Genomic DNA, 14,589 nt, shown 5'->3' on the forward strand with positions numbered 1-14,589 from the left:
ATCGTTTAAACCGTCAATCGTTTGGTGATGTTGATTAATTGCAGTGAAATATCTGCCATGCCGGTTTTACGCTTGTCCGCCATTTCTGAGAGTAGAGAATACGCTTGCTCCTCACTCAGGTCGCGCTGATGCATCAAAATCTCTTTGGCAGAGTCGACCAGTTTCTGGTCTTCCGTGCTAAGGATGATGTGCGGTTTGGTGAAAGCTGAAGCTGACATGTTGGGGGCGGCGGGTCTCATTACTTAATCATTGAAAAATTTGCTATTACAATTTAGCAATCTGCATGCCAATTGGTGAGTTTTTGTTAATGTGATGATTTTAAACAATAATTCTTCTGATTCTTGCGATGGTGGGCTGCTGTGCGCCGGTGTTTCTGTGCACCACGGCAGTGCCGTTGCACCACAGCAACGGATGTCGCTCACCTATGGCATTTTTGTGGTGTTTTTTGCGCATGGTGAGCCTTTTTGTTACAGTGCGAATCATTAAAAAACAGGAAAGAATTTCATCATTATGAAAGCTTTTGCGAGTCGTGCAGGCTGGGCCGCGTTGGCCTTGCTGGGGGCAGCTGCGTTGGCACATGTCGCCATGGCGCGGGGGGAGACATTAAATGCACTGTGGCTGATTACGGCCGCGGTGTGTGTGTATTTGATTGCTTATCGCTTTTATGCGGCCTGGATTGCGGCCAATGTGCTGGCCATTGATGCCACGCGGGCGACGCCAGCGGAGCGCTTGAATAATGGGCGCGATTATGTGCCGACCAATCGCTGGGTGGTGTTTGGTCACCATTTTGCCGCGATTGCAGGGCCTGGGCCATTGGTCGGGCCGACCCTGGCGGCGCAATTTGGTTACCTGCCAGGCACCTTGTGGATATTGATTGGTGCGGTGCTGGGCGGCGCTGTGCAAGATATGGTCACGCTGTTTTTGTCTACGCGGCGCAATGGCCGCAGCCTGGGGCAAATGGCGCGTGACGAAATTGGCGCCATTGGCGGCACGGCAGCAATGATAGGGACTTTTCTCATCATGATCATTCTGATTGCCGTGCTGGGCCTGGTGGTGGTGAATGCGATGAAACACAGTCCGTGGGGCACCTCTACCGTGGCGGCTACCATCCCGATTGCCATGCTGGTGGGCGTGTATATGCGCTACTTGCGCCCTGGCCGCGTGCTCGAAGCCTCGCTGCTGGGAGTGGTTTTATTACTGGCATCGGTTGTATTTGGTGGCTGGGTAGATCACCACCCTGTGCTCGGTGCACTGTTTGACCATGAAGGTTTACCGCTGGCATTTGGCGTGATCGTCTATGGTTTTGCGGCGGCGGTGTTGCCGGTGTGGTTGTTGTTGGCGCCACGTGATTATTTGTCCACATTTATGAAACTGGGCACGGTATTGATGCTGGCGATTGCGATTTTATGGTTGCGGCCGGAAATCCATATGCCTGCCATCACGCCTTTTATTGATGGCACTGGCCCGATTTTTGGCGGAAAACTTTTTCCGTTCGTGTTTATCACCATTGCCTGCGGTGCGATTTCTGGTTTTCATGCCTTGATCGCCAGCGGCACGACGCCAAAATTGATCACCAGTGAATGTGATATCCGCATGATCGGCTATGGCGCCATGTTGCTGGAAAGCTTTGTCGCGATTATGGCCATGATTGCCGCCACGGTGCTGGAGCCAGGCGTCTATTTCGCCATCAACAGCCCGGCCGGTGTGGTGGGGAAAGAGGCACTGGATGCGGTGAATACCATCAGTAGCTGGGGTTATGAGGTGACCGTCGCACAAATGCAGCATTTAGCCAGTGCCATGGGCGAAAACACCTTGTTTGCCCGCACGGGGGGCGCGCCTAGCCTGGCCGTAGGCATGGCCAGCATTCTGGGCACTGTCTTTGGTGAGCACTTACTCGCATTGTGGTATCACTTTGCGATTATGTTTGAAGCGATTTTTATCCTCACCACGCTGGACGCAGGCACTCGTGTCGGCCGCTTTATGCTGCAGGATATGCTAGGCAACCTGCATCCCAAGCTGGGTGAAACCTCTTATACGCCTTCTGTCATATTGACCAGTGCGCTGGTGGTGGCTGGCTGGGGCTACTTCCTTTATATCGGCGTGATTGACCCGAACGGTGGTGTCAATATCCTGTGGCCCTTGTTTGGCATTGCCAACCAGATGCTGGCCGCGATAGCCTTATCGGTTGCGACCGGTGTGCTGATTAAATCCAGCAAGTTGTCCAAAGCCTGGATGACAGGGATGCCATTGATGTGGTTGCTCACGATCACGACCACTGCCGCCTATGAAAAAATTTGTAGTGACGATGTGCGTGTCGGTTTTTTTGCGGCGGCGAATGATTTGTCATACAAGTTGTCTAGTGGTTTATTGCCGCCAGAAAAAGCGGCGGTGGCACCGCAGTTGATTTTTAATCAGCAACTGGATGCCTGGCTCACGCTGTTTTTTGTGCTCATGTTGTGGGTAGTGGTGCTGGATATGCTGCGAATGAGCTGGCGAACTCTCACCGGCCAGTCGGTGTTACCGAGCAGCGAGACGCCGTATGTTGTCAGCCGTTTAAACTAGTCGAGGGGGACTCATGACGCGCCCGTTAACCCTTTTTTGGCAGAGAATCCGCCAATTGTCTGGTGATGATGCCTATGAGCGCTATCTGGCCCATTATGCTGAGCACCATGCTGACGCTGGTGCGCCGGCACCGCTGACGCGGGCGGCTTTTTTCAAACAGTGGCAGGATCAGAAATGGACAGGCATAAAACGTTGCTGTTGAGTGAGGGCGATATTTCACGCATCATCGAAATGGCGTGGGAGGATCGCACACCATTTGAGGCGATTGAGCATCAGTTTGGCCTTAGGCAGGCTGAGGTGATCGCGGTAATGCGTCAGCATTTGAAACGCGGGGCCTTTATCTCCTGGCGTACCCGTACGCGTGGTCAACAGACCAAACACAAGGCATTACGCCATCCTGACGTGAACCGTCACTGTTCATCATTTCAGCACAAGCAAGTGCGGCCTTAGCATTTTTTATCGCCAGCGCCGAATGTAACAAACCTGTTTCAGGCGCGCATGCGGCTGCGGATTCAGTTAAAATAAGATTTTAACGACAATCCTAGTGTTTCTCATGCCTAAATACCGTTCTCACACGACGACCCAAGGTCGTAACATGGCTGGTGCTCGCGCGTTATGGCGTGCCACCGGTATGAAAGATGAAGACTTCTCCAAGCCGATTATTGCGGTGGCTAACTCGTTCACGCAGTTTGTGCCTGGCCATGTCCATTTGAAAGATATGGGTCAACTTGTCGCCCGTGAGATTGAGAAGGCGGGCGGGGTTGCCAAAGAATTTAATACCATTGCCGTCGATGACGGTATTGCCATGGGCCATGGCGGTATGCTGTATAGCCTGCCAAGCCGTGACCTGATTGCGGACAGCGTGGAATATATGGTCAATGCCCACTGTGCCGATGCGCTGGTGTGTATCTCCAACTGCGACAAAATCACCCCCGGCATGCTGATGGCCGCTTTGCGCCTCAACATCCCGGTGGTGTTTGTGTCTGGCGGCCCGATGGAAGCTGGTAAAGTGAACTGGCAAGGCAATGTACGCAAGCTGGACTTGGTTGATGCCATGGTGGAAGCGGCTGATAGCCATGTCAGCGATGCGGAAGTGGCTGAGATCGAACGTTCTGCTTGCCCAACCTGCGGCTCTTGTTCTGGCATGTTTACTGCCAACTCGATGAACTGCCTGACCGAGGCGCTGGGTTTAAGCTTGCCAGGGAATGGTTCGACGTTGGCGACGCATGCCGCGCGCAAACAGTTGTTCCTGCAAGCTGGTCGCCTGATTGTAGAGTTGGCCAAGCGTCATTACGAGCAAGACGATTACAGTGTATTGCCGCGCAGCATTGCGACCATGCAGGCTTTTGAAAACGCTATGAGCCTGGATGTGGCCATGGGTGGTTCAACCAATACCGTGCTGCATTTGCTGGCAGCCGCGCATGAAGCCGGTGTGGATTTCACCATGAAAGATATAGACCGTATTTCACGCCAAGTGCCTTGTGTGTCTAAAGTGGCGCCTGCGACCAGCAAATATCATATGGAAGATGTACACCGTGCCGGTGGGGTGATGGGCATTTTGGCGGAACTCAATCGCGCTGGTGTCATCCATACGGATGTGCCAACCGTTCATAGCCCTAGTATGGGCGATGCCTTGGCCAAGTGGGACATCGTCACCACGCAAGATGAAGAGGTGAAGAAGTTTTACCGTGCCGCGCCTGGTGGTGTTGCCACGACCATTGCATTCAGTCAAAGCATGTTATGGCCAACCTTGGATGATGACCGTGAAAATGGCTGTATCCGTAACAAGGCACATGCTTATTCACAAGATGGTGGCTTGGCTGTGCTCTACGGCAATATTGCGCTGGATGGCTGTATTGTGAAAACGGCGGGTGTGGATGACAGTATCCTCAAATTTAACGGTCGTGCCCGCGTGTATGAGAGCCAGGATGCGGCCGTTGAAAGTATTTTGAATGATGAAATTGTCGCTGGTGACGTGGTCGTGATTCGTTATGAAGGCCCACGCGGTGGCCCTGGCATGCAAGAAATGCTGTATCCCACCTCATACCTGAAGTCTAAAGGCTTGGGCAAAGCCTGTGCCTTGCTCACCGATGGCCGTTTTTCAGGCGGCACCTCTGGCTTGAGTATCGGCCATGCCTCACCAGAAGCGGCAGAAGGTGGCGCGATTGGCCTGGTGCAAGAAGGCGATACGATTGAGATTGATATCCCTAACCGTACCATACACCTGGTGATTACTGACGAGGAAATGGCGCACCGCCGTGGCCAGATGGAAGCCAGAGGTAAAGATGCCTGGAAGCCATTGAGCCGTGAACGTGTGGTTTCGCCAGCCTTGCGTGCCTATGCTGCCATGAGTACCAGCGCTGCCAAAGGTGCGGTGCGTGATGTGGCACAGATTGAGAGAGGGAAATAATGAGCGACGAATGTAGTGTCCTGGCCAAGACGATGGAAATGACCAAGCGCATGACTTTGCATGCGCATGTCACCCAGTGGCAGGATGAAAATGGCTTGCAGTACCTGGAGATTGATAATCCGCTGGCCACAGGCAAAATTGCTCTGCAAGGCGCACATGTGATGCAGTGGCAACCTAAATTCCTGTCGAATCCGGTGCTATGGTTGTCCAGCAATGCACGCTATGTCAAAGGCCGCTCTATCCGTGGTGGCACGCCGATTTGCTGGCCATGGTTTGGCGCACACCCGACTGACAGCACCTTGTGTCCGCACGGCTTTGCGCGCGTGATCCCCTGGCGCGTGATGGATATTGATGCCACGCCGACTGGCGCGACGCGCATTATCCTTGAAATGCAGCAAACACCAGAAGCGCAACGCCAGTTGTCTTACCCGTATGAGCTGACCCTGACCATCACCATAGGCCGCCGCCTGCGTATTGACCTGGCCACGACCAACCTGGCTGAGCACCCGTTTGTGATCAGTGAGGCGTTCCATACATACTTTAATGTCAGCGATTTATCGAACGTTAAAATCACCGGCATGCAAGACCTGGTCTACCTGGACAAATTGCTCAAATACGAGCGCAATGTAGAACACAACGCGCTGACATTTGACGGCAAAGAGTATGACCGTGTCTATGTGCATCACAGCTCCGATTGTGCCATTCACGACAGTGGCTTCAACCGCATTATTCATGTCTCCAAATCTGGCAGCGATACCACCGTGGTGTGGAATCCTGGCGCAGAAAAAGCCGGTGCGATGGGCGATATGGGCGTTGGCGAAGAGTGGCGTAAAACCATTTGCGTGGAAACCACCAACGCCATGGATAACATGGTGGTGATCAACCCGGGACGCAAGCATATCCTCAGTGCGGAATACTCGATCGAGACCTTGTAACGTTATTGTGACGCCTGTCAACCGTAGCGTTGCACGTGCGTTTTTAGCTTGTTGGCAAAACGCTAAACCGGTTGAAATTATATAAATCACCGTTGCTTTTCACGGTTTTTCTATTGTAGATTTTGTCTGGTCAGGTAATATGCCACATGCATGAGAATTGCATTACGGGGTTCTATTTGTTTAGAGGATATTCAAGGAGATCGCATGAAAGTTTTATTATCCGCAATCGCAGCAGCGACTTTGTTGATGGCTGGTTCAGCACAAGCTGCAGACGCAGCAGCGGCTAAAGCATTGGCTCAAAAAAGTGGTTGTTTGGCATGTCACAGTGTTGATGCAAAAGTATTGGGCCCAGCATACAAAGATGTTGCTGCCAAATACAAAGGCGACAAAACTGCTGAAGCTAAATTGATTGAAAAAGTGAAAAAAGGTGGCGCTGGTGTTTGGGGTAATATCCCTATGCCTGCAAACAGCCCACAAGTGAAAGACGAAGACATCAAGACCATCGTTGAGTGGGTATTGTCTCTGTAATTTCAGCTTCGCTGTGATTCGAAAAAGCCGACTTGTTAGTCGGCTTTTTTATTGCTGCTTATGCGCGTAATTTGCTGTGTCGCAATGAGTAGGCAAAGTAAAAGATGACGCCTACGATTGCCCAGGTGATAAAGCGATGCCAGGTTTCTGCGGGCAAAAAGGAAATCAGTGCCGCGCATGAAATGATGCCACCAACCGGGATCAGAGGGTTAAACGGATTCTTGAATGGCCGCGCGAGTTCAGGGTGGGTTTTGCGTAAGCGCATCACGCCAAAGCACACCATGATAAAGCTGGCCAGGGTGCCAATATTGACGGTTTCTGCCAGCTCACCCAGGGGAATAAAGCCTGCTACGATAGACACGACGATGCCGCACATCAGGATAATTTTACTTGGGGTTTGGCGCTCAGGATTGACTGCTGAAAAAATGGGCGAAATCAAACCGTCGCGGCTCATGGCAAATAAAATACGCGTCAGGCCATAGAGTAGCACCAGTAACACCGTAATCAGTCCGGCCAATACGCCAGTCGCGACCAGTGTGGATGACCAGGTGTAACCCAGCTTGGTCAGGGCATAAGCCACCGGGGACGATGTGTTGAGCTCTGTATAAGGAATCACGCCAGTCAGTGTGCCAGACACGATGATATAAATAATGGTGCAAAAGGTCAGCGATGCAATCAAGCCGATGGGCAGGTCGCGTTGCGGTTGCTGGCATTCCTCAGCCGCAGTAGAGACTGCATCAAAGCCAAAATAGGCGAAGAATACCAGTGAAGCACCTGCCAGTACGCCAATATTCTTACCATTATCCAGCGTTTCAAACCAGCCGAATGGCATGAATGGTTGCCAGTTGGCCGTGCTGATATGGCCGACAGACAAGGCCAGGAAGATGGCAATGGTGGAGAGTTTGATAATCACCATGATATTGTTGGCACGCGCACTTTCCTTGACGCCGACCATCAGTAGCAATGTCAGTATCCAGATAATGGCAAAGGCGGGCAGGTTGATGGTGCCGCCAAGCACTGGCGCCTTGGTCAGATGCTCGGGTAGATGCCAGCCAAGATTATGCAAGGTATTCACAAAGTAACCTGCCCAGCCATTGGCTACCGCAGCGGCGCCTACGCCGTATTCCAGTAATAGCATCCAGCCCATCATCCAGGCCGCAAACTCGCCAAACGCCACGTAGCTATAGCCGTAAGCGCTACCTGATCCGCCAATCGAAGACGAGAGCTCTGCATAAGACAGTGCGGCAAACCCCGCGGCGATGGCAGCAATAATGAATGAAAGTACGACGGCAGGGCCAGATTGCGTGGCGGCGGCGATGCCGGTGAGCACAAAGATGCCTGTGCCGATGGCGCCGCCTATGCCTAATAAGGCCAGGTCAAAGGCGGTTAAACATTTTTTGAGGCCGGTGTGCGCATGTGGTTGAATTGGTTTTTTGCGCAATAATTGCTCTAACATTGATTGATTCTCCCCTTGTTCGACAAGGGTAAAGCAATCGTTATACCAGCGTCAATGCTGACGCGGAATTTAGCTGGCGTAATGTTGTGACAACGTTGCAATCATGTAGCTGTGGTCTAGCACGCCAGCGCTTTCGCGTATGCTGTGCATGGCCCACATCGGGTTGCCGACATCTACCGTGGCGATACCTAGTTGCGCTGCCATGATGGGGCCTATGGTGCTGCCGCAACCCAGATCTGTGCGATGTGCATATTGCTGGTGCGGTACCTTGGCCTGTTCGCACAATTGGATAAAGCGCGCCGCAGTAACGGCATTGGTGCTGTAACGCTGGTTGGCGTTGGTTTTAATGACCGGCCCGTGATTGATTTGCACGTGGTGGCAGGGCTCATAACTGCCCGCATGATTAGGATGAAAAGCATGCGCCATATCTGCGCTGATGAAAAAGCTGTTGGCAAAACTACGCAACTTGTCTTCTGGCGACACCCCGCTTGCGTGGCAAAGGCGCTCAATCACATCCAGCAAAAAGCTGCCGCCAGCGCCGGTGGCACTTTCAGAGCCGACTTCTTCGTGATCAAACAATGCACAAATAGCGGTCGCCTGCGGTGTTTCGGTGCTTAATAAGGCCTCTAATGCCGCATGGCAAGAGGCCAGGTTGTCCAGTTGGCTATTGGCGATAAACTCCTGCTCTATGCCCCAGAAACTACCGGTTTGCGTATCATATAACGCCAGATCCCAACTGATAATGGCTTGGGCGGGCACGGCCAGTTTGCCAGCCAGGGTCTCTGTCAGTAATTGTCTGGCAGAATCCGTGTTCGCTGCGTGTCCAAAAATAAGTGGCAGTCCGGTTTGCTTGTTGAGTGCCAGCCCCTTTTCATTGACCTCACGGTTCATGTGGATGGCCAGGTTGGGCAGGCGTGCAACAGGCTGATCCAGCCTGACCAGTCGCGCTTCCATGCCTTGCGCGGTACGGATGATTACCCGTCCGGCCAGGCTTAAGTCGCGATCAGTAAAGGTGGCCAAAATCGGGCCGCCGTAGACCTCTACACCCAGTTGTGCCAGGCCTTCGGTGATGTAAGCCGCTTTGGGTTTGAGGCGTAAACCGGGAGAGTCAGTATGCGCACCGACGATGCGGAAACCGCTGTCTGCCATGGCTTGCTGGCCAGCGACAAAAGCAATGATGGAGCCGCCATCACGCACCACAAAATATTTGCCACCTGCGTTGAGTTGCCACGCTTCGTTTTCGTGCAGGTGTATAAAACCATGCGCTTTGAGTTGCGCGGCAACTGTTTCCACGGCATGCCAGGGGCTGGGGCTGCGATCAATAAATTCCAGCAGGGCTTGCGCTTGTTGTCTGGCTTCTATTGAAACTTGCATGTTTATACCCAGTCTTTCTCAATCAAAAAGTCACTATAAAGTTTGGCTTCTGCGCTATTGGTTTCCGGCTTCCAGTCGTAGCGCCATTTCACAATCGGCGGCATGGAGAGCAATATAGATTCGGTACGGCCATTGGATTGCAGGCCAAAAATGGTGCCGCGGTCAAAAATCAGGTTGAATTCGACATAACGACCACGGCGGTAGGCCTGGAAGTCGCGCTCGCGTTCGCCGTAAGCGGTGTCTTTGCGACGCTGTACAATGGGCAGGTAGGCGTTGATAAAGGCATCGCCGACGGCACGTTGCAAGGCAAAGCTTTTCTCAAAGCCTAATTCGCTAAAGTCATCAAAAAACACGCCGCCAATGCCGCGTGGCTCTTTACGATGCTTGAGGAAAAAGTATTCGTCGCAGTGTTTTTTAAAGCTGCGGTAGTAGTCGGCGCCAAACGGTGCCAATGCTTCTTTGTTCACACGGTGAAAGTGGATGCAGTCATCCTCAAAGCCATAATAAGGTGTGAGGTCCATGCCGCCGCCAAACCACCAGATATCTTCCTCACCTGCGTGTTGGGCTTTGGCAACAAAGAAGCGTACATTCATATGCACCGTAGGCACGTAAGGGTTGTGCGGGTGAAACACCAGCGAGACCCCCATGGCTTCCCACGGTCTGCCAGCTGCTTCAGGGTGGGCGACACTGGCTGCCGGCGGCAATTTGTTGCCGAGTACGTGCGAAAAACCAACGCCAGCGCGCTCAAACACGTTGCCGCCTTCCAGCAAGCAAGAGTTGCCACCACCGCCTTCAGGCCGTTGCCAGCTGTCCTGCAAGAATGTTTTACCGTCGACCAGTTCTATGGCTTCGACGATGCGTGCTTGCAAGCCTTGCAGGTAATCGTAAACGGCAGCGGGCTGGATCTGGTCTGTCGTCATGATTTAGTTCTTGATGGCGCGGTAGCCAATGTCTTTACGGTATTGTGCGCCGTCGAACTGGATTTGCTCCAGAATCTTATAAGCCTGTTGTTGCGCAAACTTCACGGTTTCACCTAAGGCAGTCACGCATAATACGCGGCCACCGCTGGTGACCACTTTGCCATCTTTGAGTGTGGTGCCTGCGTGAAACACATGGCCGTCTTGTACGTCTTTTGGCAGCCCGGTAATTTCATCGCCCAGCTTAGGTGTTTCCGGATAATTGGCACTTGCCATGACGACGCCCAGCGCAAAGCGCCAGTCCCATTCGGCCTTGGCCTGGTCCAGTGTGCCATCCACGGCGTGCTCTGCCAGCTCAACCAGGTCTGATTTCAGGCGCATCATGATAGGCTGGGTTTCAGGGTCACCCATGCGACAGTTGAATTCCAGTGTTTTGACCTCGCCGCTGGGGCTGATCATCAAACCGGCATACAAAAAGCCGGTATAAGGAATGCCGTCTTTGGCCATGCCTTCAACGGTAGGCACAATGATTTCGCGCATGGCTTTGGCGTGGATGTCTGGAGTCACCACTGGCGCAGGTGAGTAAGCACCCATGCCGCCGGTGTTCGGGCCCTGGTCGGCATCCAGCAGGCGTTTATGGTCCTGACTGGTGGCCAGCGGCAAGATGTTTTTACCATCGACCATCACCATAAAGCTAGCTTCTTCGCCGGTTAAAAACTCTTCAATCACCACGCGCGCGCCTGCGTCGCCGAGCTTGTTGTCAGACAGCATGGCGTCGACGGCGGTATGGGCTTCTTCCAGCGTCATGGCGACGACTACGCCTTTGCCAGCAGCCAGGCCGTCGGCTTTGATCACAATCGGCGCGCCATTGGCGTCGATGTAAGCGTGGGCTTCTGCGGCATCGCTAAAGGTTTGGTATTTAGCCGTTGGGATGTTATGGCGCACCATAAACGCCTTGGCGAAGTCTTTGGAGCTTTCCAGCTGTGCCGCCGCCTTGGTCGGGCCAAAGATTTTTAAATCAGCCGCGCGGAAAGCATCGACCACGCCTTGTGACAGTGGTGCTTCCGGGCCAACGATGGTCAGTGCGATTTGCTCGTCTTCAGCAAATTTCACCAGTTCATCAATTTTGGTGATAGGCACGTTGACCATGTCCGGGTTAGTGGCAGTGCCTGCGTTACCTGGCGCGACATAGACGCGGCTCACCTCTTTGTTTTGTGCTACCTTCCATGCCAACGCGTGCTCGCGGCCGCCGCTACCAATCACTAAAATTTTCATATTTATCACATGCCTAAAGTTATAGCCACAGAGGGCACAGAGGGCACAGAGTGAATATACAGCCAGTGGTCTTTTTTGCTAGCTGCAGTTCTCTGTGTCCTCTGTGATCTCTGTGGCAATTAGAATTATTAATGTCTAAAGTGACGAATGCCTGTCACCACCATGGCCAAACCACGTTCGTCAGCCGCGGCAATCACTTCTTCGTCGCGCATGCTGCCACCCGGATGGATAACGCAGCTGGCACCGGCGTCGGCCAATACATCTACGCCATCCCGGAACGGGAAGAAAGCGTCAGAGGCAACCACAGAACCTTGCAGGCTAAGGCCGGCATTTTGTGCCTTGATGGCAGCAATTTTGGTGCTGTCGACGCGACTCATCTGGCCTGCACCTACGCCCAGCGTCATGCCATTGCCACAGAAGACGATGGCATTAGATTTCACGTATTTGGCGACGTTCCAGGCAAACAGCAGGTCCTGCATTTGTGCTGGTGTTGGTTGCAATTTTGTCACGACCTTGAGGTCGGCCAGTTGCATTTCATGGTTGTCGGCCGATTGCAGCAAAATGCCGGAACCCACGCGCTTGGAATCTACCGCGTTGCGGCCTTGCTCCCAAGCGGTGTTGCCGCCCTGTGGCAAGGCAATCTTCAATACGCGCACATTGGCTTTTGCTGTGAAAATGGCCAGCGCTTCTGGCGTAAAGTCAGGTGCAATCAATACTTCTACAAACTGTTTGGAAACAGCTTCGGCCGCAGCGCCATCCAGGATGGTATTAAAAGCGATGATGCCGCCAAAGGCAGAAGTGGGGTCGGTTTTAAAGGCCTTGCTGTATGACTCAAGCGCATTGATGCCAACCGCCACGCCGCATGGGTTGGCGTGTTTGACGATCACACAAGCTGGGCCGGTGAACGATTTCACCGCTTCCCAAGCCGCATCGGCGTCAGCAATGTTGTTATAGCTGAGCTCTTTGCCTTGCAGTTGTTGTGCGGTGGCAAGGCTGCCGGGGGCAGGGTAGAGGTCGCGGTAAAACGCCGCTTGCTGATGGCTGTTTTCACCGTAGCGCAGGTCTTGCACTTTGACAAAGTTGCTGTTCATCTGTCCTGGGAACTGGCTCAGCACTGGCTTGCCAGCAGATTCAGTTTCGGCGAAATCAATCGCAGACAGGTAATTGCTGATCGCTGCATCATATTGTGCGATACGGTTAAACGCCGCCACTGACAGTTTGAAACGCGTCGCCTTGGATACGCTGCCGTTGTTGGCTTGCAGTTCACTCACCACGTCAGCGTACTGTGCTGCGTCGGTCAATACCGCGACGTCATTCCAGTTTTTGGCTGCAGAGCGCACCATGGCTGGGCCGCCAATGTCGATATTCTCAATCGCGTCTTCCAGTGTGCAGTTGGCTTTGGCAACAGTGGCTTCAAATGGATATAAATTCACCGCCAGCAAGTCGATGTTCTCAATGCCATATTGCTGCATGGCAGCAACGTGCTCAGGCAAATCACGGCGGCCCAGTAGCCCGCCATGCACTTTCGGGTGCAGGGTTTTGACGCGGCCGTCCAGCATTTCCGGGAAGCCGGTGAAATCACTGACTTCCTTGACTGGAATCTGGTTGTCGCGGAACAGTTTGGCGGTGCCGCCAGTAGAAAGGATTTCTACACCAAGCTGGTGCAGGGATTGTGCCAGTTCGAGCACACCGGTTTTATCGGAAACACTGATAAGCGCGCGTTTAATCGTCATAATGAATGTGAGTGGAGTTGCGTGATAAAGAAAATGAAAAGGCCTGATGATGAAGTGCCATCAGGCCCGGTGTAATTTATTCCAGGCCGTAGGCGGCCATCTTTTTTCTCAGGGTATTGCGGTTAATGCCCATCATGTCTGCGGCTTTGCTTTGGTTGCCGCCAACTTTATTGAGGACGTATTCCAGCATGGGCTTTTCGACACAGCTGAGTACCATATCGTAAATGGCATGGGGTGGTTGCCCGTCCAGGTGCGTGAAATAGTCGTCCAGTGACTCGCGCACGGCGAGGCTTAATTTACTATCGTTTTGCATTACGCCGCCAACTCCTCGTTGCCATTGTTTTCGTTATCAGAGTCGTCGTTGTCGACATAAACCAGTCGGTCATTTTTTGCTTTGAGTTCGGCAAAAAAGTCATTAATGGCCTGCAACTGTAATTCTATGGTTTGCAAGGTGTTCATGTTGTGGCGGAAAGCCGCAGAACCTGACAAGCCTTTGGTGTACCAGGAAATATGTTTGCGGGCGACACGCATGCCAGTCAGGTCGCCGTAAAAGTCGTACAAGTCATGCAGATGCTCCAGCATCACCTGGTGAATTTCATCCACGGTGGGCGGCAGCATGTGTTCGCCTGTTTTGAGGAAGTGCTCGGTTTCACGGAAAATCCACGGGCGGCCTTGGGCGGCACGGCCTATCATCGCGGCATCGGCCTTGGTGTAGTCGAGCACGAATTTGGCTTTTTCCGGCGTGGTAATGTCGCCGTTGGCAATCAATGGAATCTTGATCGCTTGTTTGACCGCGGCAATAGTGTCGTATTCTGCATCGCCGTGGTAGAGGTCGTTTCGTGTGCGGCCATGAATGGTCAATGCCTGCACGCCAATGTCTTCGGCCATTTTGGCGATCTGGATGGCGTTTTTGTTTTGTCTGTCCCAGCCAGTGCGGATTTTGAGGGTCACTGGCACATCCACCGCGTTGACCACGGCCTTGAGGATTTGTGACACCAGTGGCTCATCGCGCAGCAATGCAGAGCCAGCCATCACGTTACAGATCTTTTTGGCCGGACAGCCCATGTTGATATCGATGATTTGTGCACCGTTTTCCACGTTGTGTCTGGCGGCTTCGGCCATCATGGCGGGTTCGGCACCGGCAATTTGTACCGAGATCGGGCTCACTTCGCCTTCGTGGTTGGCGCGACGCTTGGTTTTTTCACTGCCATATAACAAGGAGTTGGACGTGACCATCTCGGACACAGCCAGGCCAGCGCCCATTTTTTTGCAAAGCATGCGGAATGGACGGTCTGTGACGCCTGCCATAGGCGCGACAACCAGGTTGTTCTTTAATTGATGTGGTCCGATTTGCATGCTTGGGTAAGTCAGTGAAAAGACTGACTATTTTAACTGCAAA

The 14,589-nt window shown here is 53.0% G+C and carries 14 protein-coding genes; 6 read left to right on the top strand and 8 right to left on the bottom strand.

Annotated elements, in window-relative coordinates; translation table 11 throughout:
• Nucleotides 1-5 precede the first annotated feature (5 nt).
• On the bottom strand, nucleotides 6-218 hold the full coding sequence (locus INP78_RS01090; RefSeq protein ID WP_194740374.1) for an ANTAR domain-containing protein: 213 nt from the start codon (nucleotides 216-218) through the stop codon (nucleotides 6-8).
• A gap of 292 nt (nucleotides 219-510) precedes the next feature.
• Between INP78_RS01090 and INP78_RS01095 the strand changes: the two genes are divergently transcribed.
• The 6 genes from INP78_RS01095 (at nucleotide 511) to INP78_RS01120 (ending at nucleotide 6,435) form a co-directional block, all read left to right on the top strand.
• Complete coding sequence (locus INP78_RS01095; protein ID WP_194740375.1) at nucleotides 511-2,562, top strand: carbon starvation CstA family protein; 2,052 nt, start codon at nucleotides 511-513, stop codon at nucleotides 2,560-2,562.
• Between the two features lie 13 nt (nucleotides 2,563-2,575).
• On the top strand, nucleotides 2,576-2,764 hold the full coding sequence (locus INP78_RS01100) for a YbdD/YjiX family protein (RefSeq protein ID WP_194740376.1): 189 nt from the start codon (nucleotides 2,576-2,578) through the stop codon (nucleotides 2,762-2,764).
• Nucleotides 2,737-3,012: a TIGR03643 family protein gene (locus tag INP78_RS01105; RefSeq protein ID WP_228522578.1), complete on the top strand. Its 276-nt coding sequence runs from the start codon at nucleotides 2,737-2,739 to the stop codon at nucleotides 3,010-3,012. The genes INP78_RS01100 and INP78_RS01105 overlap by 28 nt, the downstream gene beginning before the upstream one ends.
• Before the next feature lie 103 nt (nucleotides 3,013-3,115).
• Entirely contained in the window at nucleotides 3,116-4,972 is a 1,857-nt protein-coding gene (gene ilvD, locus INP78_RS01110; RefSeq protein ID WP_194740377.1) for a dihydroxy-acid dehydratase, read from the top strand.
• Nucleotides 4,972-5,907, top strand: a complete 936-nt coding sequence (locus INP78_RS01115) for a D-hexose-6-phosphate mutarotase (protein WP_194740378.1) — start codon at nucleotides 4,972-4,974, stop codon at nucleotides 5,905-5,907. The genes ilvD and INP78_RS01115 overlap by 1 nt, the downstream gene beginning before the upstream one ends.
• Nucleotides 5,908-6,111: 204 nt before the next feature.
• Entirely contained in the window at nucleotides 6,112-6,435 is a 324-nt protein-coding gene (locus tag INP78_RS01120; RefSeq protein WP_194741069.1) for a c-type cytochrome, read from the top strand.
• A gap of 58 nt (nucleotides 6,436-6,493) precedes the next feature.
• On the opposite strand, the gene INP78_RS01125 is transcribed toward INP78_RS01120, so the two are convergent.
• The 7 genes from INP78_RS01125 to dusB all read right to left on the bottom strand — a co-directional run bounded on the left by INP78_RS01125 (nucleotide 6,494) and on the right by dusB (nucleotide 14,546).
• Entirely contained in the window at nucleotides 6,494-7,891 is a 1,398-nt protein-coding gene (locus INP78_RS01125; protein WP_194740379.1) for an amino acid permease, read from the bottom strand.
• A gap of 69 nt (nucleotides 7,892-7,960) precedes the next feature.
• Complete coding sequence (locus INP78_RS01130) at nucleotides 7,961-9,265, bottom strand: M18 family aminopeptidase (protein ID WP_194740380.1); 1,305 nt, start codon at nucleotides 9,263-9,265, stop codon at nucleotides 7,961-7,963.
• A 2-nt stretch (nucleotides 9,266-9,267) separates the two neighbouring features.
• On the bottom strand, nucleotides 9,268-10,185 hold the full coding sequence (gene hemF / locus INP78_RS01135) for an oxygen-dependent coproporphyrinogen oxidase (protein WP_194740381.1): 918 nt from the start codon (nucleotides 10,183-10,185) through the stop codon (nucleotides 9,268-9,270).
• A gap of 3 nt (nucleotides 10,186-10,188) precedes the next feature.
• The gene (purD, locus tag INP78_RS01140; protein ID WP_194740382.1) at nucleotides 10,189-11,457 is read right to left on the bottom strand and encodes a phosphoribosylamine--glycine ligase; all 1,269 of its coding nucleotides are present in this window, start codon (nucleotides 11,455-11,457) and stop codon (nucleotides 10,189-10,191) included.
• Between the two features lie 128 nt (nucleotides 11,458-11,585).
• The gene (gene purH, locus INP78_RS01145) at nucleotides 11,586-13,190 is read right to left on the bottom strand and encodes a bifunctional phosphoribosylaminoimidazolecarboxamide formyltransferase/IMP cyclohydrolase (protein ID WP_194740383.1); all 1,605 of its coding nucleotides are present in this window, start codon (nucleotides 13,188-13,190) and stop codon (nucleotides 11,586-11,588) included.
• Nucleotides 13,191-13,266: 76 nt separating this feature from the next.
• Entirely contained in the window at nucleotides 13,267-13,503 is a 237-nt protein-coding gene (locus INP78_RS01150) for a helix-turn-helix domain-containing protein (RefSeq protein WP_194740384.1), read from the bottom strand.
• Nucleotides 13,503-14,546 (bottom strand): tRNA dihydrouridine synthase DusB, encoded by a 1,044-nt coding sequence (gene dusB / locus INP78_RS01155; protein WP_194740385.1) that lies wholly within the window; start codon nucleotides 14,544-14,546, stop codon nucleotides 13,503-13,505. The genes INP78_RS01150 and dusB overlap by 1 nt, the downstream gene beginning before the upstream one ends.
• Nucleotides 14,547-14,589: the final 43 nt, after the last annotated feature.

The organism is Methylophilus sp. 14 (assembly GCF_015354345.1).
Lineage (GTDB): Bacteria > Pseudomonadota > Gammaproteobacteria > Burkholderiales > Methylophilaceae > Methylophilus.